Source organism: Mycolicibacterium elephantis DSM 44368 (assembly GCF_004014805.1).
Classification (GTDB): Bacteria; Actinomycetota; Actinomycetes; order Mycobacteriales; family Mycobacteriaceae; genus Mycobacterium; species Mycobacterium elephantis.
Map to the genome: position 1 here is coordinate 192,798 of NZ_ATDN01000023.1, position 24,457 is coordinate 217,254.

23 protein-coding genes and 1 riboswitch are annotated in these 24,457 nt (G+C 68.2%); of the genes, 9 read left to right on the plus strand and 14 right to left on the minus strand.

Translation table 11 applies throughout. The annotated features are described in order from the left end of the window. The first annotated feature begins 4 nt into the window (after positions 1-4). Genes MELE44368_RS17055 through MELE44368_RS17065 form a run of 3 tightly spaced genes read left to right on the plus strand, consistent with a single transcriptional unit; the run spans position 5 to position 2,684 of the window. On the plus strand, positions 5-865 hold the full coding sequence (locus MELE44368_RS17055) for an ABC transporter permease (protein ID WP_128109548.1): 861 nt from the start codon (positions 5-7) through the stop codon (positions 863-865). Next, positions 862-1,653, plus strand: coding sequence for an ABC transporter permease (locus MELE44368_RS17060; RefSeq protein WP_128109549.1), 792 nt, complete (start codon positions 862-864; stop codon positions 1,651-1,653). Before MELE44368_RS17055 ends, MELE44368_RS17060 begins: the two co-directional genes overlap by 4 nt. Next, the gene (locus MELE44368_RS17065; protein WP_128109550.1) at positions 1,650-2,684 is read left to right on the plus strand and encodes an ABC transporter ATP-binding protein; all 1,035 of its coding nucleotides are present in this window, start codon (positions 1,650-1,652) and stop codon (positions 2,682-2,684) included. The genes MELE44368_RS17060 and MELE44368_RS17065 overlap by 4 nt, the downstream gene beginning before the upstream one ends. A 73-nt stretch (positions 2,685-2,757) precedes the next feature. Here the strand turns inward: MELE44368_RS17065 and MELE44368_RS17070 are convergent, their stop codons facing one another. Beyond that, positions 2,758-3,270 carry a MarR family winged helix-turn-helix transcriptional regulator gene (locus MELE44368_RS17070; protein ID WP_128109551.1) on the minus strand — a complete coding sequence of 171 codons (513 nt, stop codon included), beginning with the start codon at positions 3,268-3,270 and terminating at the stop codon, positions 2,758-2,760. A 102-nt stretch (positions 3,271-3,372) separates the two neighbouring features. Here MELE44368_RS17070 and MELE44368_RS17075 point away from each other — a divergent pair, with 102 nt between their 5' ends. Next, positions 3,373-3,819 carry a hypothetical protein gene (locus MELE44368_RS17075; protein WP_128109552.1) on the plus strand — a complete coding sequence of 149 codons (447 nt, stop codon included), beginning with the start codon at positions 3,373-3,375 and terminating at the stop codon, positions 3,817-3,819. Position 3,820: 1 nt separating this feature from the next. Here MELE44368_RS17075 and pyrE read toward each other — a convergent pair whose 3' ends face one another. From pyrE to MELE44368_RS17090, 3 genes are read right to left on the minus strand one after another with little or no spacing between them, the layout of a single operon-like run. Then, positions 3,821-4,390 (minus strand): orotate phosphoribosyltransferase, encoded by a 570-nt coding sequence (gene pyrE / locus MELE44368_RS17080; RefSeq protein WP_128109553.1) that lies wholly within the window; start codon positions 4,388-4,390, stop codon positions 3,821-3,823. Positions 4,391-4,404: 14 nt separating this feature from the next. Next, complete coding sequence (locus tag MELE44368_RS17085; protein WP_128109554.1) at positions 4,405-5,205, minus strand: HugZ family pyridoxamine 5'-phosphate oxidase; 801 nt, start codon at positions 5,203-5,205, stop codon at positions 4,405-4,407. Between the two features lie 12 nt (positions 5,206-5,217). Then, entirely contained in the window at positions 5,218-5,607 is a 390-nt protein-coding gene (locus MELE44368_RS17090) for a hypothetical protein (protein ID WP_046753502.1), read from the minus strand. 181 nt (positions 5,608-5,788) lie between these two features. On the opposite strand from MELE44368_RS17090, the gene treS reads away from it, so the two are divergent. Beyond that, positions 5,789-7,594, plus strand: a complete 1,806-nt coding sequence (gene treS, locus MELE44368_RS17095) for a maltose alpha-D-glucosyltransferase (protein WP_128109555.1) — start codon at positions 5,789-5,791, stop codon at positions 7,592-7,594. After that, positions 7,591-8,961 carry a maltokinase N-terminal cap-like domain-containing protein gene (locus MELE44368_RS17100; RefSeq protein ID WP_128109556.1) on the plus strand — a complete coding sequence of 457 codons (1,371 nt, stop codon included), beginning with the start codon at positions 7,591-7,593 and terminating at the stop codon, positions 8,959-8,961. The genes treS and MELE44368_RS17100 overlap by 4 nt, the downstream gene beginning before the upstream one ends. Positions 8,962-9,065: 104 nt before the next feature. On the opposite strand, the gene MELE44368_RS17105 is transcribed toward MELE44368_RS17100, so the two are convergent. Together MELE44368_RS17105 and MELE44368_RS17110 are read right to left on the minus strand one after the other, a co-directional pair. Further along, positions 9,066-10,139 (minus strand): cellulase family glycosylhydrolase, encoded by a 1,074-nt coding sequence (locus MELE44368_RS17105; protein ID WP_128109557.1) that lies wholly within the window; start codon positions 10,137-10,139, stop codon positions 9,066-9,068. A 130-nt stretch (positions 10,140-10,269) separates the two neighbouring features. Beyond that, on the minus strand, positions 10,270-10,830 hold the full coding sequence (locus MELE44368_RS17110; protein WP_128109558.1) for a TetR/AcrR family transcriptional regulator: 561 nt from the start codon (positions 10,828-10,830) through the stop codon (positions 10,270-10,272). A 309-nt stretch (positions 10,831-11,139) separates the two neighbouring features. Here MELE44368_RS17110 and MELE44368_RS17115 point away from each other — a divergent pair, with 309 nt between their 5' ends. Continuing rightward, positions 11,140-11,430 carry a hypothetical protein gene (locus MELE44368_RS17115; RefSeq protein WP_128109559.1) on the plus strand — a complete coding sequence of 97 codons (291 nt, stop codon included), beginning with the start codon at positions 11,140-11,142 and terminating at the stop codon, positions 11,428-11,430. A gap of 2 nt (positions 11,431-11,432) precedes the next feature. On the opposite strand, the gene glgX is transcribed toward MELE44368_RS17115, so the two are convergent. Further along, a complete protein-coding gene (glgX, locus tag MELE44368_RS17120) occupies positions 11,433-13,547 on the minus strand; it encodes a glycogen debranching protein GlgX (RefSeq protein ID WP_241566662.1) in 2,115 nt (704 codons plus the stop codon). Positions 13,548-13,647: 100 nt separating this feature from the next. Here glgX and MELE44368_RS17125 point away from each other — a divergent pair, with 100 nt between their 5' ends. Together MELE44368_RS17125 and metE are read left to right on the plus strand one after the other, a co-directional pair. Continuing rightward, on the plus strand, positions 13,648-14,448 hold the full coding sequence (locus tag MELE44368_RS17125; RefSeq protein ID WP_128109561.1) for an enoyl-CoA hydratase/isomerase family protein: 801 nt from the start codon (positions 13,648-13,650) through the stop codon (positions 14,446-14,448). A gap of 56 nt (positions 14,449-14,504) precedes the next feature. Next, positions 14,505-14,688: riboswitch (cobalamin riboswitch) on the plus strand. Positions 14,689-14,799: 111 nt separating this feature from the next. Then, positions 14,800-17,073, plus strand: coding sequence for a 5-methyltetrahydropteroyltriglutamate--homocysteine S-methyltransferase (gene metE / locus MELE44368_RS17130; protein ID WP_128109562.1), 2,274 nt, complete (start codon positions 14,800-14,802; stop codon positions 17,071-17,073). On the opposite strand, the gene pncA is transcribed toward metE, so the two are convergent. The 7 genes from pncA to MELE44368_RS17160 all read right to left on the minus strand — a co-directional run bounded on the left by pncA (position 17,066) and on the right by MELE44368_RS17160 (position 24,115). Then, positions 17,066-17,617 (minus strand): pyrazinamidase PncA, encoded by a 552-nt coding sequence (pncA, locus tag MELE44368_RS17135; RefSeq protein WP_128109563.1) that lies wholly within the window; start codon positions 17,615-17,617, stop codon positions 17,066-17,068. The two genes, metE and pncA, sit on opposite strands and share 8 nt — an antisense overlap. 18 nt (positions 17,618-17,635) lie before the next feature. Then, positions 17,636-18,934: a hypothetical protein gene (locus MELE44368_RS17140; RefSeq protein ID WP_128109564.1), complete on the minus strand. Its 1,299-nt coding sequence runs from the start codon at positions 18,932-18,934 to the stop codon at positions 17,636-17,638. Then, positions 18,931-19,350: a hypothetical protein gene (locus tag MELE44368_RS17145; RefSeq protein ID WP_128109597.1), complete on the minus strand. Its 420-nt coding sequence runs from the start codon at positions 19,348-19,350 to the stop codon at positions 18,931-18,933. Before MELE44368_RS17145 ends, MELE44368_RS17140 begins: the two co-directional genes overlap by 4 nt. After that, entirely contained in the window at positions 19,344-19,505 is a 162-nt protein-coding gene (locus MELE44368_RS26690; RefSeq protein ID WP_164890132.1) for a hypothetical protein, read from the minus strand. Before MELE44368_RS26690 ends, MELE44368_RS17145 begins: the two co-directional genes overlap by 7 nt. 4 nt (positions 19,506-19,509) lie before the next feature. Continuing rightward, a complete protein-coding gene (locus MELE44368_RS17150) occupies positions 19,510-21,354 on the minus strand; it encodes a hypothetical protein (protein ID WP_128109565.1) in 1,845 nt (614 codons plus the stop codon). An 83-nt stretch (positions 21,355-21,437) separates the two neighbouring features. Next, a complete protein-coding gene (locus MELE44368_RS17155; RefSeq protein WP_128109566.1) occupies positions 21,438-22,919 on the minus strand; it encodes an aminotransferase class I/II-fold pyridoxal phosphate-dependent enzyme in 1,482 nt (493 codons plus the stop codon). 17 nt (positions 22,920-22,936) lie between these two features. Continuing rightward, positions 22,937-24,115 (minus strand): zinc-dependent alcohol dehydrogenase, encoded by a 1,179-nt coding sequence (locus tag MELE44368_RS17160; protein WP_128109567.1) that lies wholly within the window; start codon positions 24,113-24,115, stop codon positions 22,937-22,939. Positions 24,116-24,457: the final 342 nt, after the last annotated feature.

Consider the following 24,457-nt stretch of genomic DNA (forward strand, 5'->3'; position numbering starts at 1 on the left):
GCTCATGCCGGGACCAGCACTGAACCGGCGGCTGCGCGAAGCGCTGCCGTTGCTGCCGTTTCTGGCGATCGTGGTGACCTTTCTTCTCATCCCTACCGTGACGGTGATCGTCAACGCGTTCTTCGACGACGGCGCGTTTTCGCTGGGTCAGATCCAGGCGCTGTTCTCGGGCGCCGCGCTGGCGGCACTGTCCAAGAGCCTGGTGCTGTCGGGGAGCACGGCGGTCATCGGCGCGGTGTTCGGTACGGTGCTGGCCTGGTTGATCGTCAGCAGCCCACCCACGTCGATGGTGCGCCGCGGCGTGCTCTCGTTGTGCAGTGTGCTGGCTCAGTTCGGCGGTGTGGCACTGGCTTTCGCGTTTCTGGCGACGGTGGGGCTCAACGGCGTGCTGACGCTGTGGCTGCAGCAGGCGTTCGGCTGGAACCTGGCCGGGTCCGGCTGGCTGTACAGCCTGACCGGACTGATCCTGGTCTACTCCTACTTCCAGATCCCGCTGATGGTGCTGGTTTTCCTGCCCGCGCTCGACGGACTGAGGGTGCAGTGGCGGGAAGCGGCGGTCAGCCTCGGCGCATCGCGATGGCAGTACCTGCGGTCGGTCGCGGTGCCGCTGCTGACGCCGGCGTTTCTCGGGTCGGCGTTGTTGTTGTTCGCCAACGCTTTTGCCGCATACGCGACGGCGGCCGCGCTGGTGAGCCAGGGCAGCCCGATCGTACCGCTGCTGATCCGGGCGGCGCTGACCAGCGAGGTGGTGCTCGGCCAGTCCGGGTTCGCCTACGCGCTGGCCCTGGAGATGGTCGTGGTCGTGGCGGTCGTGATGGTCGCGTACAACATGCTGGTGCGACGCAGCGCGCGGTGGCTGCGATGAGCCGGACGAGGCTGGGCCGCAAGCTGATTCGGGCGATGCTGTGGCTGCTGTTCGGGGCGTTCTTCCTGTTCCCGCTGTACGCGATGGCCGACTTCTCCACCCGCGACCTCCTCGCGGGCGGGCGCACCCTGCGCGCGTGGGCCAACCTGGTCACCGACGACGCGCTGTACTCGGCGATCGTGATCTCCCTGCTGCTCGCGGTGTTCACCGTCGTGGCGATGCTGGTGCTGCTGGTGCCGACGATGATCTGGGTGCGGCTCCGCGCGCCGTGGGCGAAGGGCCTGGTCGAGTTCCTGTGCCTGTTGCCGTTGACCATCCCGGCGCTGGTGATCGTCGTGGGCCTGCACAACGTGTACCTGTGGGTGACCTACTTCCTCGGTGAGTCCGCGCTGACGTTGACGTTCGTCTACGTCGTGTTGGTGCTGCCGTTCGCCTACCGCGCGCTGGACACGGCGCTGTCGGCGATCGACCTGCAGACGCTCGCCGAGGCGGCGCGGTCGCTCGGCGCCGGCTGGACCACCACGATCCTTCGCGTCGTGGTGCCCAACATCTGGTCGGGGATCCTGTCCGCGGCGTTCATCTCGATCGCGGTGGTGCTGGGCGAGTACACGATCGCGTCGCTGTCGGGCTATGAGACGTTACCGGTGGCTATCGTGGCGATCGGCAAGAACGACGGCCCGACCTCGGTGGCCGCGTCACTGGCCGTGCTGGCGTTGGGTTTCGTTCTGCTGCTGGCGCTTTCGCTGTTGACCCGCGGGCGGCGGCGCGTCGAGGGAGTGCTGCCGTGAGCGTCTCAGTCGACTTCAACGACGTCACCCGCAGCTACGGTGCCGTCAATGCGCTCGACGGTTTCACGCTGCACGTCGAGCCCGGGGAACTCGTCGCCCTGCTGGGGCCGTCGGGCTGCGGGAAGACCACCGCGCTGCGCATCCTGGCCGGCCTCGACGACGCCACGTCGGGCACGGTGGCCGTCGACGGTCGCGACGTCAGCAACGTTCCCGCGAACAAACGCGACATGGGCATGGTGTTTCAGGCCTACAGCCTGTTCCCGCATCTGACCGTGCTCGACAATGTGGCGTTCGGGCTCAAGATGCGTGGAAAGTCCAAGAGCCGGCGGCTTTCTCGTGCGGCCGACATGCTGGACATGGTCGGGCTGGCCGAGCACCGCGACAAGTTCACCAGCGAACTGTCGGGCGGCCAGCAACAGCGCGTCGCGCTGGCCCGCGCGCTGGCGATCGCGCCCCGCGTGCTGTTGCTCGACGAACCGCTCTCCGCGCTGGACGCCAAGGTGCGCGCCGCACTGCGCGACGAGATCCGGCGGGTGCAACTCGAGGTCGGCACCACCACGGTGTTCGTCACCCACGACCAGGAGGAGGCGCTGGCCGTCGCCGACCGGGTCGGCGTGATGAGCCAGGGCAGGCTCGAACAACTGGCGCCGCCTGCCGACGTGTACGCCAACCCGGCGACCCCGTTCGTCGCCGAGTTCGTCGGGCTCACCAACAAGATCCCCGCGCGGGTGTCGGGCGGGCGGGCGCAGGTGCTGGGCGCGTCGGTGCCGACGTTGCCCGGTTCGGTGGCCTCGGGCGGCGGGCTGGCGATGGTGCGTCCCGAGTCGATCGTCGTCACCGCCGATCCCGCGGGCACGGCCACCGTCACCTCGGTGGCCTTCCTCGGGCCGATCTCCCGGGTGTACCTCACGATGCCCGACGGCAACGTGATCAGCGCGCAGATGGCCAGTGCGACGGCGCGGGCGTTGACGCCCGGCGACACGGTGACCGTCGGCGTCGAATCGGGCGGCGTGCTGGTGGTGCCCGCATGAGCTCCACCCGCGGCTGATCAGCGCCGAAACGCTTGCGGGCCTGCAAGAAATGCGGGTATCACGGTGCTATGAGTCAGGTCGTCCGTGGCCACATCAACGCCAGAAACCTGGACTCGTCCTCGGGTTCACCGGCCGCCGAGGCGAACGCCGCCATCGCGGCGCCGACCGCGCTGCGCTCAGCCGGTGACATCGTGCGAAGCACCCGTTCGATCTCGCCGCGCCGCCGCTTCGTCAGCTTGTCGACCAGCCGCTTCCCGGCCGGGGTCAGCGTCAACGTGATGTTGCGCCGGTCGACGGCCGATTCCCGCCGGTCAAGCAGGCCCGCCTGGATGAGCCGGTCACAGGTCCGGCTGGCGTTCGACGGGTTGACCGCCAGCCCGGCGGCCACCGCCGCGAGGTTCAACGGGCCGCGGGTGTGCACCATCACGAGCACCCGCAGCTGCGGCACGGTGACGACTTCCTCGACACCGGCAAGCGACGCCGCGACGATGCCGACCATCGCCCGAGACGCCCGCAGCACGTCGTCGACCTGGCCGACCAACGCATCCTCGCCGCTGTCCGTCGGGGCGGTGGGCACTGAAGTCATACCGAGAATCCTGCCGACAAGGGTTGCGCCGCGGCAACTGGAGACGGGCACAGGCAGGCGATTTCTCAGCCGTGCTGTGCGGCGGATGCGACGATGCTGATCATGAAGGGTCGATCGGTCACCGCGGCGGGGGCAGCCGTCCTGGTGCTGGCGCTCGGGGCGTGCGCCGAACCCGCGCCGCCCACCGGTACGCCGACCACGACCAGCTCGGCCGACAGCAGCCAGCCGCTGGGCGCGTCCACCAGCGGGCAGGCTCCCGCGCCGGTGCTGACCGTCGACGAGGTGCTGCGCGCCCTCAACCGTGCCGGGCTGCCCGCCCCGAATCCGGTGGACACCACCGCCCAGGAGTGTGGTGCCGCGCAGTGCGAACAGTCCGTCGTCACCGACACGTTGCGGGTCAAGTCCTTCGCCTCCCCTGCGCAGGCAGCCCAGTACGCCGTGCCACGGCGGATCAAACACGTTGGGACGGTGACGGTTTCGTTTCCGCCACACCTGCCGCCGGCCGAGCAGCAGAGGTACTGGTCGGTGATCAGCGCGCTGGTGCGCTGAGCTATACGTCCTTGACCGGTTCGATGCCCAGGTCGCGGTAGGTGACCAGCGCGACGAACGGCACCCCGCGCTTGGCGAACCGGGCGGACGCGATGTCGCCGCGGTCCACCATCGGGATGACGCCGGCGACGACGGCCCCCGCGGCGGTCACCCGGTCGAAGGCGATCTCGGTGGAGCCGCCGGTGCTGATCACGTCGTCGACCAGCAGCACCCGGGTGCCCGGTTGCAGGCGGGTCCCTTCGATCCACTGCTCGCGGCCGCGTTTCTTCTGTTCCTTGCGCACCGAGAACCACGCCTTACCGGTCACCATCGCCACACCGTGCGCCAGCGGGTCGGCGCCCATCGTCAGCCCGCCCACCGCGTCGAACTCGATGCCGTGGCCGGCGGCCAGGTCGGCGACCGCGCGGCTGACGATCGTCAACCGTTCGCCGGTGTCCACCGCGTACTTGCCGTCGATGTAGTCGTGGCTGAGCTGGCCGCTGGCCAGCCGGAACGGCTCGGCGCGATGCTCGTAGCCGCGGGTGCGGATCAGGTCGAACGCCGCTTGCCAGGTGTCTGGACGCGAGGACATGTGGTGATGGTATTTCAGGGCTGTCGGGCCCGGCGGGCCAGCTCGACGGCCGCGGATCGCAGTTCGTCGGCCGAATCGAGGGGCGCGGCGTAGCCGATCCGGGTGTAGGCCACGCCACGGTCGGTGGTGACCCGCAGGTCCAGCCCGTAGCGGTCGGCGCCGGTGCAGGTCGCGGTGACGGTGTCCGGGTAACCGCCGAGCACCTTGGCCATCGCGACCAGCGTGTCGGCGTGGTCGGCGTTGAGGTGCGCGACGGCTCCGGCGGCATGGGGCGCGACCGGATCCGGTTCGGCCGCCGCGTACGCCTCACCCGTCGCCGAGTCCATCCGGCCGTACCCGCCGACCCAGCGGACCCGTTTGACCCGCAGTACCCACAGCGTGAAGTCGCTGTAGTCGATGTAGTACTTGGCCGACGCGACGGCCGACAGGTGCGCCTGGCGGGCGGCGGCCAACTCCTCGCCCGTGGGCACCTCGGCCACGCCCGCCAGCGTGACCCGGCCGCTGGCCAGCGGGTCGGATTCGGCGTCGGGCGCGACGATCGCGATGCTGGCCCGCGGATCGTGGCCGAGGTTGCGCCCGTGCTCGGCGAGGTTGGACACACACAGCACCGGTGCGCCGCCGAGCAGCCCATAGGTCACGAACGACGCCCACGGGTCGCCGTCGGCCGTCAGGGTGGCCAGCGTGCCGACGTTGGTGGAGGCGGCGATCGTGCGCGCCTCCTCGGCCGCCGACGGGCGGGTGGCGTTCACCACTTCGGTCAGCGGGGGCGGAACCGAGGGCGCGTCGCCCGGGTCGCCGTGATCGCGCGGGGTCACCTCGGCGCCGGGTCAGCCGCCGAGCGCGGCGATGAGGTCCTTGATGCGCGCGCTCTCGTCCTCGGTGGTGGGCTCCTCGGCCTCGATCGCCTCGATCAAGTCCTTCCGCAAACCGATGCCGTTGGCCGTCTCCTTGGCCGACAGCTTGGCCCGCCCGCGGGCGACGTAGAGCCGCTGGCCCAGGGTGGCGTTCGGTCCGTCCGCCGCCTTCTCCATCAGCGTGTCGTAGCGGTTGCGGACCTCGCTGAGCGCGACGACCACCGACGGGGTGGTCCGACTGCGGCCTGCGGCCTCGGTCAACGAGCGCTGCAGTTTGCGCAGGCCCGCCAGGATGACGCCGGCGCGATCGGGAAACTCGGGATCGGTGTTGTCGGGAAGCGCGTCGATCGCGACCGAATACATGTGCATCGCTGCGTCGGCCATGCCGACGATTACCGGAGCTTCACCATCATTCGGCACTGAATCAGCCACAAACCACTCAATTCATTCAAGGAGGTGGGAGCGAGACGTCGAAACGTTAACCCGTCGCGGCAGCGGACACAACAGGTTCAATTCCGGCGGACTGGGTACGTTTGAACTCGGTATGGATCAGCGCAGCGGTGTCAACGAACACGACCCGTCCGAAGGCAGCCATGTCGAGGAGGGTCCGGACGGCAGGACCGTCGAGCACCCTACCGCCGATGACTTTGGCCACGCCCGGGTGCTGCCCGAGGACCGCACGTGGTTCAAGCGCGCGGTCTTCTACGAGGTGTTGGTGCGCGCGTTCTACGACTCCAACGCCGACGGCATCGGGGATCTGCGTGGGCTGACCGAGCAGCTCGACTACGTGAAGTGGCTTGGCGTCGACTGTCTTTGGCTGCCTCCGTTCTACGACTCGCCGCTGCGCGACGGCGGCTACGACATCCGTGACTTCTACAAGGTGCTTCCGGAGTTCGGCACCGTCGACGACTTCGTCGACCTGCTGGACGCCGCCCACCGCCGGGGCATCCGCGTCATCACCGACCTCGTGATGAACCACACGTCCGAGTCGCACGCATGGTTTCAGGAGTCGCGCAGGGATCCCGACGGCCCGTACGGCGACTTCTACGTGTGGAGTGACACCAGCGAAAAATACAGCGACGCGCGGATCATCTTCGTCGACACCGAGGAGTCGAACTGGACGTTCGACCCGGTGCGACGGCAGTTCTACTGGCACCGGTTCTTCAGCCACCAACCCGATCTCAACTACGACAACCCCGCCGTGCAGGAGGCGATGCTCGACGTCCTGCGGTTCTGGCTTGACCTCGGCATCGACGGGTTCCGGTTGGACGCGGTGCCCTACCTGTTCGAGCGGGAGGGCACCAACTGCGAGAACCTGCCCGAGACGCACGCGTTTCTCAAGCGCTGCCGCAAGGTGATCGACGACGAATACCCCGGCCGGGTACTGCTGGCCGAGGCCAATCAGTGGCCCGCCGATGTGGTCGAGTACTTCGGCGACCCGGCCACCGGCGGCGACGAGTGCCACATGGCGTTCCACTTTCCGCTGATGCCACGGATCTTCATGGCGGTGCGGCGTGAATCACGCTTTCCGATCAGCGAGATCCTCGCGCAAACACCCGACATCCCGGAGATGGCGCAGTGGGCGATCTTCCTGCGCAACCACGACGAGCTGACGCTGGAGATGGTCACCGACGAAGAACGCGACTACATGTACGCCGAGTACGCCAAGGATCCGCGGATGAAGGCCAACGTCGGCATCCGCCGGCGCCTGGCGCCGCTGCTCGAGAACGACCGCAACCAGATCGAGCTGTTCACCGCGCTGCTGTTGAGCCTGCCGGGTTCGCCGATGCTGTACTACGGCGACGAAATCGGCATGGGCGACATCATCTGGCTCGGCGACCGCGACGGGGTCCGCACCCCGATGCAGTGGACGCCGGACCGCAACGCCGGCTTCTCCACCGCCACACCGGGCCGGCTGTACCTGCCGCCCAACCAGGACGCGATCTACGGGTACCAGGCCGTCAACGTTGAAGCCCAGCGGGACATCTCGAACTCGCTGCTGAACTGGACGCGCACCATGCTGGCGGTGCGTCGTCGCCACGAGGCGTTCGCCACCGGCACCTTCCACGAACTCGGCGGCTCGAACCCGTCCGTGCTGACCTACGTCCGCGAGATCAAGCGAGACGACGGGGGCACCGACACGGTGCTCTGTGTGAACAACCTGTCCCGGTTTCCGCAGCCGATCGAGCTGAACCTGCAGGCCTACAGCGGGTACACCCCCATCGAGATGACTGGATATGTCGAGTTTCCGTCGATCGGTCAGCTGCCGTATCTGCTGACCCTGCCGGGCCACGGGTTCTACTGGTTCTCGTTGCGCGCGCCCGAACCCGAGCCGAAAGACCAGCCATGACCTTGCCGTTCGCCGAGTGGCTACCGCAGCAACGGTGGTATGCCGGACGCAACCGCGAGTTGGCGTCCGCGGAACCCGCCGTGGTGGTGGCGCTGCCCAACGATTTCGACCTGGACCTCGAGCTCATGCTGCTCGAGGTCTCCTACACCGACGGCTCGGCGGAGCGCTACCAGGTGATCGTCTGCTGGAACGACGAGGCGACCGCCGGCGGCGGACCGATCGCCGAGTTCCTCAACGTCGCCACCATCGGCGGGGCGGCCCACGACGGCGAACGCACCGCGTACGACGCGCTGTACGACCCCGCCGCGGCCCGGGCGCTGCTGGCGCTCATCGACAGCTCGGCCGCGGTGGGCGACGTCCGGTTCAGCAAGGAGAACGGCGTCGAGTTGCCGCTGGAGGCGGCGCCGCGGCTGTCGAGCGCCGAACAGAGCAACACCAGCGTGGTGTTCGAGGAGGCCGCCATCCTCAAGGTGTTCCGGCGCATCACCCCGGGCGTCAACCCCGACATCGAGCTGAACCGGGTGCTGGCCACCGCGGGCAACCCGCACGTGGCGCGGCTGCTCGGGGCGTACGAAACCCAGTGGGACGGTGAGCCGTACGCGCTGGGCATGGTGGCCGAGTTCGCGGCCAACTCCGCCGAGGGCTGGGACATGGCGATGACCAGCACCCGCGACCTGTTCGCCGAGGGTGACCTCTACGCCGACGAGGTCGGAGGCGATTTCGCCGCCGAGTCCTACCGGCTCGGTGAGGCGGTGGCGTCGGTGCACGCGACGCTGGCCGCCGAACTGGGCACGTCGACCACCGCGTTCCCGACGGACACCATGGTCAGACGGCTGCGGTCCGCGGCGGAATCGGTCCCCGGACTGCAGCAGTATGTCTCGCTGATCGAAGAGCGCTACCGCAAGCTCGCCGACGAGCCCGTCACCGTACAGCGCATCCACGGCGACCTGCATCTAGGTCAGGTGCTGCGCACCCCGGAACGCTGGTTGCTCATCGACTTCGAGGGGGAGCCCGGCCAGCCGCTCGAGGAGCGCCGCCGCCCCGACTCACCGCTACGCGATGTCGCCGGAATCCTGCGATCCTTCGAATACGCGGCCTACCACCGGTTGATGGATCAGGCGTCGAGCTCCGGCGCCGAGGACCGGGACCGCCAGCTGGCCGCCCGCGCGCGCGAGTGGGTGGACCGCAACGCCGCGTCGTTCTGTGACGGGTATGCCGAGGTCGCCGAGGTCGATCCGCGCGACTCGGCGGTGCTGCTGGCCGCCTACGAGCTGGACAAGGCCGTCTACGAAGCCACCTACGAGGCGCGGCACCGACCCAGCTGGCTTCCGATTCCGCTCAAGTCGATCGCCAGGATCGTCGGCTAGAAGCCCTCTCCCTTTCGTGCGCGAGCAGACGTGAAAACCCCCGAAGTGGCGCCGTTTTGGGGGTTTTCACGTCTGCTCGGCGGTAGTGAGGTGGGCGCTAGCGGCTAGGCCAGGCTGCGCATGACGTCCGCGGCGGGCTTGGGTGTCCAGTCCGTGCGGTAGACGCCGTAGTTGTCCTGCGGGTTGGGGCTGCCGGTGGCGCGGTCGCGGGTGGTGTAGATGAACACCGGGCCCGCACCCGGCAGCGTGCGCCACGCGACGATGAAGTCGCGGATGCGGTCGGCCTGCGTGGCCTCGCTGACCTTCGACGTCGCCTCGCCGAACTCGGTGGCCCAGATCTGCTTGCCGCCGTCACCGTTGGCGGCCATCACCCCGCGCAGCTGGTCATAGAGGCCGCGCGGCGAGTTGGCCTGACCCGTGGAGAACCGGGAGGCCTCGTTGTTGGTGAACAGGTACGGGTGATAGCCCACGGCGTCGAAGTGTCCGCCGCCGCCCGCCGCGTACACGCCGTTGAGGTAGTCCACCGGATTCCTGGTGACCGAGAAGAAGTTGATGGTCGGCGACAGTCCGCCCAGGACCACCGTCGCGTTGGGATCGGCGCCCTTGATCGCCGGGTAGGCGGCCTTCAACAGGTCGGCGAACCGGGCGGGCTGGGGACCCTGCGGTCCGGCCCAGAACTGCACGGCGTTGGCTTCGTTCCACAGTTCGTAGGCGGCGATGCGCCCGGCGAAGTGCGACGCCATCGTGCCCGCGAACGTGCCGAACGTCTCGGCCGCCGCCGGTGGCGAGGCGATGGCAGGCCCGCCGCCGGTAGCCCAACCGGGCGTGGAGTTCAACAGCGCGACGACGGCGATGCCCCGCGCGTTGGCGGCGTTGACGATCAGGTCGGCCTGGCCCCAGTTCCACGCGTCCGGGTTCGGCTGGATGGCCGCCCACGGCATCATGATCCGCGCGCTTCGCACGCCGGTGTCGACCATCAGGTCCAGTTGGCGGTTCACGTCGTCCGGGGACAGGAACCACAGCCACGAATCGGCAAACCCCAGCGAAGACACCGCCGCCGTCTCGGTGACGGGGATGCCGCGGCTGTTGTCCGAGTCGGGGCGCAGCATGTGCGTGAGGCTCGCCGCCACCAGTACCACGGCCGCCAGCGCGACGACCGCCTTGAAGAGTTTGCGCACGATTCCCCTATCTCCGGCCCGATCTTGGTGATGTATCGGGATTGCCCAGCAAAAAGTTACCCAAAACCCCGCCGCCCGGACCCGGGCGGCCGCAGAGGCGATGGAGCAGGACGCGGCGTGACCGGCAGGTCTATCTGCGGAGCATGAGCTCGAGAACGCGCTCGCGCAGCGACGCCGGAATGTCCCTGCTTGACCCCGACCCGTGCAGCAGGCCGAGGCTGGCGGCGAACAACACCGTCGCGCGCAGGTCGGCCTCTTCGGCGTCGAATCCGTAGTCGATGAAAGCCTGCCGGACCGCGCACCGCACCCGCCGGTCGCTGCGCTGAACGCTCGCCAGCACGGACTCGTCGGTCAATGCCCAGACCCGCATCGCGCGTTCGAGCGCCCAATGCTCGGGCCGCATCAACGTCTGCATCATCGCGACCAGCCGCTTGCGGGGGTCGGCCTCGGCGCTTTCCTCGAATCGGCGTCGTTGTTCGTCGTGGAGGTCGCCCCAGGCGCGGGCCAGCGAAGCCCGGTACTCCTGCATATCGGTGAAGTGCCAGTAGAAGCTGCCTTTGGTGACCGAAAGTCGATCGCACAACCGGCCGATCCGCAGCGCGTCCGGTCCCCCCTCGGCCAGAACCGCAAAGCCGGCCTGAATCCAGTCGTCGGCCGTCACTCGCCGGCCAGCACCGGTCGGCGCCGTCATGGGGGCAGCATACGCCGATAATTGACACGCACGAATATATTCATTTGAGGCAACCGCGGCCGCCGGTAGGCGCCGCCGCTCGTCGGCTCCTATTCCGGCCCGCCCGACCGGAGGCACACGATGATCAAGGTTCGTGCCAGCGCGGCGGCCACGGTTGCTACGGGTGGGACCATACCATACAGGCTGGTACGGAATGTGGCGGTTTGACGCGGAAGTCCTCTGGCGCGCAACGTTTCTGACGCACGGCCCGCCGCCGCGCCGGTCGATCGGCGCGCTCGGCGTTTAACAGCGCCGGGAGTGGGCAACCGGATGGACGTGGAGCCCGACAACACCGAATTCGACGCCTCTCCGAACGACACCGGCGGGGTCGAGGACACCCTGCGCCCGATGGAGGCGATGGATTCAGACGACGTCCGAAACGACGACGGCGATGAGGTCGTCGACCCGCCGGAGCAGTGGGCCGCCGCCGATCACATCGCCGCTGAGCCCGAAGGCGAGTCGCTCGACGAGAAGCTCGCCGCCGAGCGGCCGGAGAGCACCGACGGCGAAGTCGACGGCACCCCGGAGGACGGCAGTTCGATCTTTCCCGTCGTCGAGTAGCGTCACTCGAGCGGTGCGTGCAGCACCAGCACCGAGCGCGCCTCGACGCTGACCTTCTCGCCCGCCGCGACCTCTGGCTGATCAGCCTCGGCATCGGCCGCGGTGTTGACGACCGGAAGCCATCCAGCCGCGAATTCGCTTGGCGGAACCGCGAACTCGATCGGTTCGTAATGGGCGTTGAAGCACAACAGGAACGAGTCGTCGATCACCCGCTGACCGCGCACGTCCAGATACGGGATACCGTGGCCGTTGAGGTACACCGCGATCGACTTGGCGAACCCGCTCTCCCAATCCTCGTCGCTCATCTCCGAGCCGTCCGGGGCGAACCACGCGATGTCGGGCAGCCCCGCAGTGCCGCCGTGGCCGCGCACGGTGTCGCCCGAGAAGAACCGGCGGCGCCGGAACACCGGGTGCGCGGCGCGCAGCGCGGACACCGTGCGGGTGAACTCCATCAGCTCGGTGTCGGCGTTCTCCCAGTCGATCCAGGACAGCTCGTTGTCTTGGCAGTACACGTTGTTGTTGCCCTGCTGGGTGCGGCCGAGCTCGTCGCCGTGGCTGATCATCGGCACCCCCTGCGACAGCAGCAGGGTGGTCAGGAAGTTGCGCTGCTGCCGGGCCCGCAACGCGTTGACCTCCGGGTCGTCCGTCGGGCCCTCGACACCGCAGTTCCAGGACCGGTTGTGGCTCTCGCCGTCGTTGTTGTCCTCGCCGTTGGCCTCGTTGTGTTTCTCGTTGTAGGACACCAGGTCCCGAAGCGTGAAGCCGTCGTGCGCGGTGACGAAGTTGATGGACGCGACGGGTCTGCGCGCGGTGTGCTCGTAGAGGTCGGCCGAGCCGGTCAGCCGGTAGGCGAACTCGTCGAGGGTGGCCGGCTCACCGCGCCAGTAGTCGCGAACCGTGTCGCGGTACTTGCCGTTCCACTCGCTCCACTGCGGCGGGAAGTTGCCGACCTGATAGCCGCCCGGTCCGACGTCCCACGGCTCGGCGATCAGCTTGACCTGGCTGACCGTCGGATCCTGTTGGACGAGTTCGAAGAACGTCGACAGCCGGTCTACGTCGTAGAACTCGCGGGCCAGCGTCGAGGCCAGGTCGAACCGGAACCCGTCGACGTGCATCTCGGTGACCCAGTACCGCAGCGAGTCCATGATCAGCTGCAACGAATGCGGGTGCCCGACGTTGAGGCTGTTGCCGGTGCCGGTGTAGTCCATGTAGTAGCGCTTGTCGTCCTCCACCAACCGGTAGTAGGCGGGGTTGTCGATGCCGCGGAAGCTGGCCATCGGCCCCAGGTGGTTGCCCTCGGCGGTGTGGTTGTAGACGACGTCGAGCAGCACCTCGATGCCGGCTTCATGCAGCGTGCGCACCATCGCCTTGAACTCCTGCACCTGCCCACCCGGGTTGGGGCTGGAGCTGTACTTAAAGTCGGGGGCGAAGAAGCCGATGGTGTTGTAACCCCAGTAGTTGGTGAGGCCCCTCTCCAGCAGCGTGGAATCGTTGGCGAAGTGGTGCACCGGCATCAACTCGAGCGTGGTGACGCCCAGCGAGGTCAGATGCTCGATGATCGCCGGATGCGCGACGGCGGCATACGTGCCGCGGATCTGGTCGGGGATGTCGGGGTGCGTCTGGGTCAGGCCCTTGACGTGGGCTTCGTAGATGACGCTGTCGGCGTACTCGTAGCCCGGCGAGCGGTCGTTGCCCCAGTCGAAGAACGGGTTGATCACGACGGACTTGGGCATGCTGGCCGCCGAGTCCTCGTCGTTGCGGCTGTCGGGATCGCCGAAGGTGTAGCCGAACAGCGACTGGTTCCAGTCGAAGTTGCCGTCGATGGCCTTCGAGTACGGGTCCAGCAGCAGTTTGTTCGGGTTGCAGCGCAGCCCCTCGGCCGGGTCGTAGGGCCCGTGCACCCGGTAGCCGTAGCGCTGCCCGGGCTCGATGTTCGGGATGAAGCCGTGCCAGACGAACCCGTCGACCTCGGGCAGCATCACCCGCGACTCGGTGCCGTCAGCGTCGAAGAGGCACAGCTCCACCTTGTCGGCGACCTCGCTGAACAGCCCGAAATTCGTTCCGGCTCCGTCGTAGGTGGCGCCGAGGGGATACGCCTTGCCGGGCCAGACTTCCAAAATTGCACGCTCCAGTGATCAGTTGACGAGACGATACGGGGAATGCCCAATCGCGTCGCTTCGCAATCGCGATGCTCGAACGTGAAGGAAAGCTGACACGATGCGCGCGTATCGGACGTTGCTGACCGCGGTGGACGGTGGGGTGGCGACCATCACGCTGAACCGTCCGAGGCAGCGGAACGCGATCGGCGACGGTATGCGGGAGGAACTCGCCGACGCCTACCGCAGCTGCGACCGCGACGACCGCATCCGGGCCGTGGTGCTGACCGGCACTCCGCCGGCGTTCTGCGCGGGCGCGGACCTGTCATCTGGCGAAGACACGTTCGCCCGGCCAGGCGCGGGGTTCAGCGCCTCCGGTATCGACGTGCCCGCCTGGTCGCTGAGCAAGCCGGTGATCGCCGCGGTGAACGGCCACGCCATCGGGTTGGGGCTGACGCTGGCGTTGCAGTGCGATCTCCGGTTCTTCGCCGCCGACGCTCGCTACGGCGTCGTGCAGGTGCGCCGCGGCGTGGTCGGCGACGCCTACTCGCACTGGGTGCTGCCGCGGCTGGTCGGCATCGCCAACGCCGCCGAGATCCTGTTGACCGGAGCCACTTTCGACGGTCGACGCGCGGTCGAGCTGGGACTGGGCAGCCGGGTCCTCGACGCCGACGACGTCCTCGCCGCCGCGCTGGAGGTGGCGCATGACATCGCCGACAACGCCGCGCCGATGTCCGTGGCCGCGAGCAAACGGCTGCTGTGGGACTCGTTCGATCTGGATCGCGCGGCGGTGGGTCGCCGCGAGACCGAGATCCATCTGCGGCTGATGGCGCACGAGGACGCGAGAGAAGGGGTGCGTGCGCACCTGGCCGGTCGGCCGCCGCGGTGGACGGGCAATCCGGTGGACCCGACAGTCGGATAGGCTGGGCGGTGCAGCTGGTCTGTCGGCGTTGAGGTTTGGGCGTCGGCATCGAGCCACCCACCTCCCGTGAGGCGGGTGGCGAGAGGGAACCCGGTGAGAATCCGGGACTGTCCCGCAGCGGTGTACGGGAACGACCGCCGTCAACGGCACTGGCCCACCCGGGCTGGGAAGCGACGGCCAGTAGGAGCACCTCGGTGCGTGCCCGTGAGTCCGAAGACCTGCCGGCTGTACCGGGCGCGCCGCGTCCGGTGGTTCATCGCCTCGCGGAATGGGCAGTGGCCGAAGCGGTGTACCCGCATTCGGTACGCGTCCCCCGGCGATGAACCGTCACGCCGTAATAGAGGACGAAGCATGACCGCCACACCTTTCACCGCCACCATTCTCGGGTCACCCCGCATCGGCCCGAACCGGGAACTCAAGCGTGCGCTGGAGAAGTACTGGGCCGGCGGCATCGAGCGCGCCGAGCTCGAGGCGGTGGCCGCGACATTGCGCCGCAAGACCATCGAATCGCTTGCGGCAGCGGGCCTGGACTCCGTGCCGGTGAACACGTTCTCCTACTACGACCATGTGCTCGACACCGCGGTGATGCTCGGTGCCCTGCCCGCACGGGTCGCGGGCATCGACGACGATCTCGACCGCTACTTCGCGGCCGCCCGCGGCACCGACGAGGTCGCCCCGCTGGAGATGACCAAGTGGTTCGACACCAACTACCACTACATCGTTCCCGAGCTCGGGCCCGACACCCGGTTCTCGCTCAACCCGGCCAAGGTGCTCGCCGAGCTGAAAGAGGCCCGCGCGCTTGACGTCCCGGCCCGGCCGGTCGTCGTCGGCCCGATCACGTTTCTGGCACTGTCGAAGGCCGTGGACGGCGCCGACGCGCCGGTCGGCCGACTCGACGAGCTCGTCGCCGTGTACGCCGAACTGTTGGAGCTGCTCGCCGATGAGGGCGTCGGCTGGATCCAGCTCGACGAACCCGTGCTGGTGACCGACATCGTCGCCAACGCCGCCGAGTTGGCTGACCGCGCCTATGGAACGCTTGGCCACGTCGCCAAGCGGCCGTCGCTGTTCGTGGCGAGCTACTTCGGCGAACTCACCGACGCGCTGCCCGCGCTTGCCCGCACACCGGTGGAGGCGGTGGGCGTCGATCTGGTGGCCGGCGGTGCGTCGGCCGTCGCGGCGGTGCCCGAGCTGGCCGACAAGCTGCTGGTCGCGGGCATCGTCGACGGCCGCAATGTGTGGCGCACCGATCTGCGGAACGCGTCGGAGGTGCTGGCGAGGCTGTCGGGACTAGCTGGGGCCGTGGCGGTTTCGACGTCGTGCTCGACGCTGCACGTGCCCTACTCGCTGGATGCCGAGGACGACATCGACCCCGCGCTGCGCAGTTGGCTGGCGTTCGGTGCCGAAAAAGTCACCGAGGTCGTGACGTTGGCACGCGGGCTGCGGGACGGCCGCGACGCGATCGAGGCCGAAGTCGCCGCCTCCGACGCGGCGATCGCGTCACGCCGGTCGGACTCGCGCTTGACCAACGACGATGTGCGGTCACGGATCTCGTCGATCGCCGCGTCGGGGTCGCGGCGCGGGCCCGCCCAAGAGCGCCGGGCCGCGCAGAACGCGCGGCTGAACCTGCCGCTGTTGCCGACCACGACCATCGGGTCCTACCCGCAGACGCCGGCGATCCGCGGGGCCCGTGCCCAGCTGCGGTCCGGCAAGATCGACCGCGCCGAGTACGAGCGGCGGATGAAGGCCGAGATCGCCGATGTGATCGGGCTTCAGGAGGATCTCGGCATCGACGTGTTGGTGCACGGCGAGCCCGAGCGCAACGACATGGTGCAGTATTTCGCCGAGCAACTCGACGGGTTCCTGGCGACCCAGAACGGGTGGGTGCAGTCCTACGGCAGCCGGTGCGTGCGCCCGCCGATTCTGTTCGGCGACGTGGCCCGGCCCAAGCCGATGACCGTGGACTGGATCACCTATGCGCAGTCACTGACCGCCAAGCCGGTCAAGGGAATGCTCACCGGCCCGGTGACAATCCTCGCGTGGTCGTTCGTGCGGGACGACCAGCCGCTGGCCGACACCGCCGCCCAGGTGGCGCTGGCGATCCGCGACGAGACCGTGGACCTGCAAGCCGCGGGTATCACGATCGTCCAGGTGGACGAGCCCGCGCTACGGGAGCTGTTACCGCTGCGCAGCAAGGACCAGGACGCCTACCTGAAGTGGGCGGTCGACGCGTTCCGGCTGGCGACGTCGGGGGTCAACGACGACACCCAGATCCACACCCACCTGTGCTACTCGGAGTTCGGCGAGATCATCGGCGCCATCGCCGATCTCGACGCCGACGTCACCTCCATTGAAGCGGCGCGGTCGCGCATGGAGGTGCTAGACGACCTGAACGCCGCGGGCTTCGCCAACAGCGTCGGGCCGGGCGTGTACGACATCCACTCGCCGCGGGTGCCCAGCACCGAGGAGATGGCCGAGAAGCTGCGCGCGGCGTTGCGTGCGGTGCCCGCGGAACGGCTGTGGGTCAACCCGGACTGCGGGCTCAAGACCCGCCAACCGGACGAGGTGACCGCGTCGCTGCGCAACATGGTGGCGGCCGCGCACCAGGTGCGGGCCGAGATCAGCTGACCTGTACGCCCGCGGCGCGCAGGTCCTCGACGGCCTTTTCGGTCGTCTCCGGTGCCACACCGGCGGTGTAGTCCAGCAACACGCGCGTGGTGAACCCGGCCTTGGCCGCGTCGGTGGCGGTGGCCCGCACGCAGTGGTCGGTGGCGATCCCGACCACGTCGACCTCGTCGACCCCGCGCTGCCGCAGCCAGTCGGCGAGCGGGGTGCCGTCGTCGTCGGTGCCCTCGAAGCCGCTGTAGGCCGCCGAGTAGTGGCCCTTGCGGAACACGGCTTCCACGGCGCTGGCGTCGAAGTCCGGATGGAATTCCGCGCCCGGGGTGTCGGCAACGCAGTGCCTCGGCCACGACACCTTGTAGTCGGGGGTGTCGGAGAAGTGGTCACCGGGATCGATGTGAAAATCCTTGGTGGCCACGATGTGCGCATAGTCGGAGCGGTCAGCGAGCAGCCGGGTGACGTTGCGCGCCACCTCGGCGCCGCCGGTCACGGCCAGCGATCCGCCCTCGCAGAAGTCGTTCTGCACGTCGACGATGATCAGCGCTTTCATACCCCAACCGTAGCGCCGTTATCCGCCGAAGAGCAGATACAGCCCGGTGAAGGTGTAACCGACCATCACCAGCATCATCGCCAGCTGGCCGGTCAGCTGATGGCCCGCGGGCAGCAGACGCAGCGCGCGGTCATGGGCGGCGACGACGCCGGCGACGTGGCCCGCCAGCACGCAACCGACTTTGATGGTGGACAGCACCGAAGGATGGAGGGACAGCACGTAGTTGACATCGGCATCCAGCCCGAACAGCAGGAAGACCGTCTGCTGACCGCGTTCCACCAGATAGGTCAGGTAGTGCGCGAACACGTAGCCGATCACGATCGGGATCAGCGAATGCGCCATCTGCCCGGGCAGCGCACGTCGCCGCCCGCGGTCGACGCCTCCGGTCGCGACGGCCGCCAACCAAAACGTGGCCGCGACGACCCCGATGAACAGCAGCAGGCCCGCAGTCTGGATCACGGTGGCGGTCAGGGTCGACGTGGCGTGCTCGTCGACGAAGTTGCGCCACCGCGGCTGCGCCGAAAAACTGTCGAAGGCCGTCGATCCCAGCAGCACCGCCATGATCGCGACGACGCCCGGCCGGATCGGCAGCGACGGCAGGTGGTCGAACGGATTGCCGAGGGCGACCAGGCCGCTGCGCGGATCGCGCCGCCACGGCGACAGCCGCGACACCGCGATGCTGTACACCTCGAACGGGTCGGCGCGGCCGTACCAGCACCGACCGAAGCACAGCCCGCCGGCCAGGGTGACGACCAGATAGATCAGCAACCAAATCCTGATGGCGCCAAGCGATCCGGGGTCGGGGCTGGCGAGCTCGAGCCACACGAACGCGAACAGGCCCAGCGCGGCGGGCCAGTAGCCCAGCGCCGCCGGATAGGCGCGGCGCAGGGAACGCCAGCCCAGCAGCCGATGCACCGCCCGAATCGGTGAGATCGCCCGCCACACCGGGCCGGCCACCAGCGACAGAGCCACCAGACCCACCCACAGCAGCACGTAGAACACACCGGGCAGCGGATTGTCGGCGTTCTGCGGCCGGATGAACGACGCCACCGCGACCCATACGGCGAACAGCAGCCCCGCCAGCGCGACGGTCCATCGGGTGGCTGGGGCATCGATCACCGTCGTCACCCAGCGCGGCAACGGGCGCGCCGGCTTGTCGGGGTCGAACTGGGGTTGCCGCCATGCGAACGCGACGACCGCGAAGGTGAATGTCAGCGTCCACGCCGCACCGATCAGGGCGTAGGTGAACGGGATCGGCAGATCGGTCGAGCCGCCAAGGCCGTGCGCCAGCACGACCTGCGACGGGTCGGTGTTCACCGCACCTGGATGGTCGCGACGATCTTGTTCGCGTCGTGCAGCTCCACTTCGACCCGGCCGGGGATGTCGACGGTGAACTGGAACTGCTGGCCGGGCTCGGGCTTGATCTGGAAGTTGTGCTCGGGGGTGGAGTGCACGTGCAGTTCGTCGGGGGCGTCGCTGTTGACCCGGACCACGATCGGCTCGCCGACCTTCGCCTCCAGCTGTTCGTTGGTGGGATCGACCTGTCCGCCTTCAATGGTGAGATCGAGGGTGACGCGGTCGGCCGGGCGCTGCTGATCGGTCAAGTCCGACGGGCTCGCGGGCGACGCGGGCGGCGACGTTCCCTCCGCGGTGTCGCCGTCTTGCGAGCCGCATCCGGCGGCGACGAGAGCGGCGGTGGCCAGGACGAGAAGTGCCTTACGACTGATCACGATCCTCCATCTTTGTTTCCGGGCTTGCGGCGGTTCTTCACCGCTATGTAAGCAACGACGCCGGCGACCACGATCGCCGGGGCGAACGCCGGCACGGCGAGCCAAATCGGATGGTCGGCGAGGATGACGACGTTCGGGTCGTTGGGCACAGCCGTCATGCCGTCACGCCTGAGCGGTGGGTCGCAACTCGGCCTCGCTGCCGCTCGGTTCGGACTTGTTCAGCCGTCCCGCGCCCCAGGTGACCCCGGCGACCATGACCAGCGTGCAGAACAGCACGATCAAACAGCCGATGAGCCATAGCGTTTCGGGCACGTCGGGGCTGCGCTCGCGCTGCAGAATCGTGATCTCGGCGACGAACGGCCGCGTCATCGTCGCTTCGGCGGGCACCTCTGTCGCACCGATACCCGGGTCTGCGGCCAGATAGATCGGCACCGCGGCCAACGTCTTGCCGTCGTGTACGCGTAGCAGCGTCTTCCAAGAGCCAGACGCCGGCATCGGCTCGGTCGAGCGGAAGTGGCCGGGACCCACGGTCTCGAGGTGGTCGATGAACAGGCCGCGCTGGTTCGCGATGCCGCCCTGCCAACCCAGCACCGACACCCAGTTGGGGTTCTCGCTGAGCAGGTTCGCGGGCGTGAGCTGGACGTCTGCGGTCACCTGCCGTTGGTCGCCGATACTCGGTGCCTCAGTGAGAGTGATTGTGGCGGTGGCGCTTTCGGGGACGTCATAGCGCAGCCCGTTGGCGGTGGCGGCACCGATGACGACGACCGTGAGCGCGACCAGCCCGATCCCGATCGCGCGTCCGGGCAGCGGCTGATCGCACAGCACCATGCCGAGCATCGCGCCGCAGGCGCCGGTGAGCACCGCGACGGGAACCGACATCGCGAGGGCTTCGGGCCACAGGCTGGTCTCCCACGGATATGGGTAAACCGCGTTGATCCACAACGATTCCAGCCAGAGCCCGACCGTGCCGATCGCCAGACCGCTGACGAGCCCGAACACGATCGGCCGCTTGAGCAGCGGCGTCAGCGCGATCAACTCGACGAGGACGGCCGCGCCGAGGTAGAGCGGGAACCAGCTGTTCGGCGCGTCGAGCACCGGTCCGACCGCAAGTGAGACCAGGCCCCGCAGTCCGATCGCGAGCAGCGCAGCGAGGATCGCCGCCCCGCGCCCCATGAAGATCCGGGCGCCGACCAACGCGAAGGCGGCGGCCGCGGCGATCAGCATGGGCTGGAACACCTGGCGGAACTGCTGTACGCCGAAGTCGAACTCGATTTGGTACACCGACATGCCGATGAGCACGCCGGCGAAGGCCAGATACTGCACGAACTTGAGGCCGATGCCGTCGCGCGGCTTCTCGTCACCCATCGCTCGCCGCCCCTCGTGCTCGAGGTACAGGGCCGCGAGGGTGGAGAAGCCGGCACCGCCGATCATCATCAAATGGGTGGGACCCCAAAGTGTTACGTCCTGACCGAAGATCCGGTGCCAGATGTCATCGAGCGGGAAGCCCAGGAGTGCGTACAGACCGCAGCCGGCCATCACGATGCCGCCGACCGGTGCGTACCAGCTGTCGGTGATCCTCACGGCCGACGGGCCGGGTTTGTCTTCGGCTCCCCCAAGGGGCAACACCATCGCAAGGCAGCCCGCGACGAAGATGAAGAACAGCCCGGCCAGGATGAAGTAGTGCGCGGGGTTGGCAAGGGGCCCCTCGTCTCGGCCCGCGCCGATGTGCAGGCTGACGTCCCAGATGAAGCCGAACAGCGCGCAGATGATCGCGGTGATGAACAGTGCGATGGGCAGCGCCACCCACGGCGGGCGCTTGAAGCGGCGCCCCGACCAGTCGGCGAGGCGGGTCAGCCAGGTGATCTTGCGGCTGCGATGCAGCCAGCCGATCCACAGCAGCAATGCCGTGACCACGACCGCGAAGATCGACAGGCCGATGACTTCGTTGAGTGCGGCGCCGCCGCCCTCGTCCTGCGCGACGAGGGAAATTTCCGTCATGTCCGTCATGTGCCCCACCCGGTGGATATCGGAGGAAACTTCTTACTCAGCAGTAATGTTGCCAGAATTCGGTGCCGCCAAACCAGGCTCCGCTAGGCCACCACCCGGAAGGTCTGCAGTGATGGATCGGCGGCATCCGGGAGGTTCATGCCGGCCTGCAGGCCGGTACGCAGATAGTCGATGACGGCCGTGTTGAGCCGCTCACCCGGGACGACGGCGGGGATGCCGGGCGGGTAGGGCGTGATCTGCTCGGCGGCGATGCGGCCTTCGGCCTTGTCGGCGGGTACTGCTTCGGTGCGGCCGAAGAACGCGTCGCGGGGCAGCTTGACGGTCTCCAATTCGATCTCCTCCGGCGACGGCAGCCGCACCGGTGGTGGTTTGTCGAAGTCGTTGGCGGCCTTGCGCCAGGCCCACAGCGAGTCCAGCAGCCGTTCGCAGGTCAGTTTGTCGTCGGCGAACGACATCGTGGCGAGAATGCGTCGATGGTCGCTCATGCCGAGGTCGATCTGGCGGTGTTCACGCAGCCAGTCGGCGGCCTGGTAGCCCGACGTTCCTGCGCCGGACACGTCGATCAGCACTTGGAGGCGGTCGAGGTCGTGGGAGGCTTCGACGCCGAGAAGCTCGGCGTCGAGTACCTCGATGTCGGGGATCAGCTCGATGTCGTCGCGCAGTCCGCCGACCAATTCGATTGCGGCGCCGAGGAGGTCGTGGCCGTGCTGGACCATCTGTCTGCGCCAACCGTCCATCGCGGCGTAGATCGGCACGCTGGGGCTGGTGGTCATGAGTAGGTCGGCGCATGCGGAAAGGCGGGTCTGGTCGATCAGATCGCCTTGCAGGTGAAAGACCGATCCCTGTTCGAACCCGGCGCCCATCTTGTGCACGCTCACGACGCACACGTCGGCGCCGGCGTCCATCGCCCACGTCGGGAGCTTCTCGTGGAACGGCAGGTGTGCGCCCCATGCCTCGTCGACGATGAGCGGCTTGCCGCGGTCGTGGCACACGCGTGCGATGCCGGCGATGTCGGCGCAGGTGCCGTAGGGGCTGGGGCTGACGACGAGCGCGCCTGCGGCGTCGGGGTGGGCGTCCCACGCTCGTTCGAACTCCGCGGGTGACGGCGGATGAGAGATGTGTTGGTCGGCGTCCCAGCGCGGGGTGACCCAACGCGGCTGCACACCGGAGAAGATCAGCCCGGCGACGATGGATTTGTGGCTGTCGCGGGGGACGATCAGGCTGCCGCCTGACGAGCCCGCGGACTGGTCCGGGCCGCCGGCGACGGCCATCATCGCCGCTTTCACCGAAAGGGAGCTGCCGCAGGTTGAGAACCAGGCGATCTCGGCGCCGACGGCTTCGGCCATCAAGTCCTCGGCGCGCTGGAGGTATTTGTTGCTCGAACGCCGGTCATCGAGGCCGCCGTTGGCAAGCAGGTCGTCCCGGAAGGCTTCGGGGCCCAGCACGCCGAGCACGCGGTCGTCGACGCCGCGGCCCTGGCGGTGACCGGGTGGGGTGAAGCCATAGCGGTCACGCTTGCGGTAGTCGACCAGAGCATCCAAGAGTGGCGCTTCGGATTGGTCCATGTCGGCCGGTTACCCGATTACGGGGTGAGCACCACCTTGACCATGCCGTCCTCTTTCTTCTGGAAGGTTTCATAGGCCCCGGGTGCGGCCTCGAGCGGCAGCCGGTGGGTGGCGAACTGCTCGACGCCGAGCGGATCGTCGGCGGTGAGCAGGGGCATGATGTCGGGCACCCAGCGCTTGACGTTGGCCTGACCCATCCGGAGCTGAATCTGCTTGTCGAACAACGTCATCAGGTTGATCGGGTCGGCTGCGCCGCCGTAGACGCCGGACAGTGAGATGGTGCCGCCGCGACGCACCAGGGAAATGGCGGAGTTGAGCGCGGCGAGCCGGTCGACGCCGGCGCGCTTCATGACGACCCGTCCCACCGGGGACGGCAGGAACCCGCTGGCAGTCTGCGCGGCCTCGGCGATCGGGGAGCCGTGGGCCTCCATCCCGACGGCGTCGATCACCGAGTCGGCGCCGCGGCCCTGGGTGTGGCTCTTGACGACTTCGTCGGCGTCGTCGCGGCGGAGATCGATGACCTCCTCGCAGTAGTCGCGGGCTCGGTCGAGGCGCTCGTCGACCAAGTCCACGCCGATCACTTTGCAGCCCTTGCGATGTGAGGCGATGCGGCAAGCCATGGAACCGATCGGGCCGAGGCCGAGGACCACCAGGGTGCCGCCGTCGGGCACCGCGGCGTATTCGACGGCCTGCCAGGCGGTGGGCAGCACATCGGAGAGGTAGACGTAGCGTTCGTCAGGCCCGTCGACGGGCACCTTGATGTGGGTGTACTGGGCTTGGGGAACGCGTAGGTATTCGGCTTGGCCGCCGGCGACCTCGCCGTAGAGCTTGGAGTAGCCGAAGAGGGCGGCGCCTGTGCCCTGGTCTCGGTTCTGGGTGGTCTCGCATTGGCTCTGCAGTCCTTGGTCGCACATGAAGCAATGGCCGCAGGAGATGTTGAACGGGATGACCACGCGGTCGCCGACTTTCAAGCCGTCGACATCGCGGCCGACCTCCTCGACCACGCCCATCGCCTCGTGCCCGAGGATGTCGCCCTCGCTCATGAACGCGCCGAGCACTTCGTACAGATGCAGGTCCGAGCCGCAGATATTGGTGCTGGTGACGCGGATGATCGCGTCGTTGGGTTCCTTGATCGTCGGGTCGGGCACGTTGTCGACGGAGACCTTCCGTCGGCCTTGCCAGGTCACTGCGCGCATGGGCATCCTCCTCGAAGTCGTGCTAGAGGCGTGCCCGTTGAGGCGGAAGCCAAACACCGCATTGGGCTCGCGGGGGCGTTTGGCGTCGATTTCTGCCGCACGGTTGTGGCAGCGCTGTGATCACGACGGCGACGCAGAATTCGCGAGTATTGGGCGCGGCGCGGTGCGGCTGCCCACCTGGCGCATATTGGCGAGTGGTGCACCTGCAGTCGGGGCGTATTCGGCGAGAAAACTTGCCGCGGAGGACTATCCGTGCTCAGGGTACGACGGTGGCCTCGCACGCGTTGAGTCTGCGTTCGGTGTTGATGCGTGTGGTGGTTTCGGCGGCGCGGGTGCGTCGTC

Bases quoted from the DNA above. Each gene is read 5' to 3' on its own strand.
- MELE44368_RS17055 (WP_128109548.1), top strand. From the start codon at position 5: ATGCCGGGACCAGCACTGAACCGGCGGCTGCGCGAAGCGCTGCCGTTG.
- MELE44368_RS17060 (WP_128109549.1), top strand. From the start codon at position 862: ATGAGCCGGACGAGGCTGGGCCGCAAGCTGATTCGGGCGATGCTGTGG.
- MELE44368_RS17070 (WP_128109551.1), bottom strand. From the start codon at position 3,270: ATGACTTCAGTGCCCACCGCCCCGACGGACAGCGGCGAGGATGCGTTG.
- MELE44368_RS17075 (WP_128109552.1), top strand. From the start codon at position 3,373: ATGAAGGGTCGATCGGTCACCGCGGCGGGGGCAGCCGTCCTGGTGCTG.
- pyrE (WP_128109553.1), bottom strand. From the start codon at position 4,390: ATGTCCTCGCGTCCAGACACCTGGCAAGCGGCGTTCGACCTGATCCGC.
- MELE44368_RS17090 (WP_046753502.1), bottom strand. From the start codon at position 5,607: ATGTATTCGGTCGCGATCGACGCGCTTCCCGACAACACCGATCCCGAG.
- treS (WP_128109555.1), top strand. From the start codon at position 5,789: ATGGATCAGCGCAGCGGTGTCAACGAACACGACCCGTCCGAAGGCAGC.
- MELE44368_RS17100 (WP_128109556.1), top strand. From the start codon at position 7,591: ATGACCTTGCCGTTCGCCGAGTGGCTACCGCAGCAACGGTGGTATGCC.
- MELE44368_RS17110 (WP_128109558.1), bottom strand. From the start codon at position 10,830: ATGACGGCGCCGACCGGTGCTGGCCGGCGAGTGACGGCCGACGACTGG.
- MELE44368_RS17115 (WP_128109559.1), top strand. From the start codon at position 11,140: ATGGACGTGGAGCCCGACAACACCGAATTCGACGCCTCTCCGAACGAC.
- MELE44368_RS17125 (WP_128109561.1), top strand. From the start codon at position 13,648: ATGCGCGCGTATCGGACGTTGCTGACCGCGGTGGACGGTGGGGTGGCG.
- metE (WP_128109562.1), top strand. From the start codon at position 14,800: ATGACCGCCACACCTTTCACCGCCACCATTCTCGGGTCACCCCGCATC.
- pncA (WP_128109563.1), bottom strand. From the start codon at position 17,617: ATGAAAGCGCTGATCATCGTCGACGTGCAGAACGACTTCTGCGAGGGC.
- MELE44368_RS26690 (WP_164890132.1), bottom strand. From the start codon at position 19,505: ATGACGGCTGTGCCCAACGACCCGAACGTCGTCATCCTCGCCGACCAT.
- MELE44368_RS17150 (WP_128109565.1), bottom strand. From the start codon at position 21,354: ATGACGGACATGACGGAAATTTCCCTCGTCGCGCAGGACGAGGGCGGC.
- MELE44368_RS17155 (WP_128109566.1), bottom strand. From the start codon at position 22,919: ATGGACCAATCCGAAGCGCCACTCTTGGATGCTCTGGTCGACTACCGC.
- MELE44368_RS17160 (WP_128109567.1), bottom strand. From the start codon at position 24,115: ATGCGCGCAGTGACCTGGCAAGGCCGACGGAAGGTCTCCGTCGACAAC.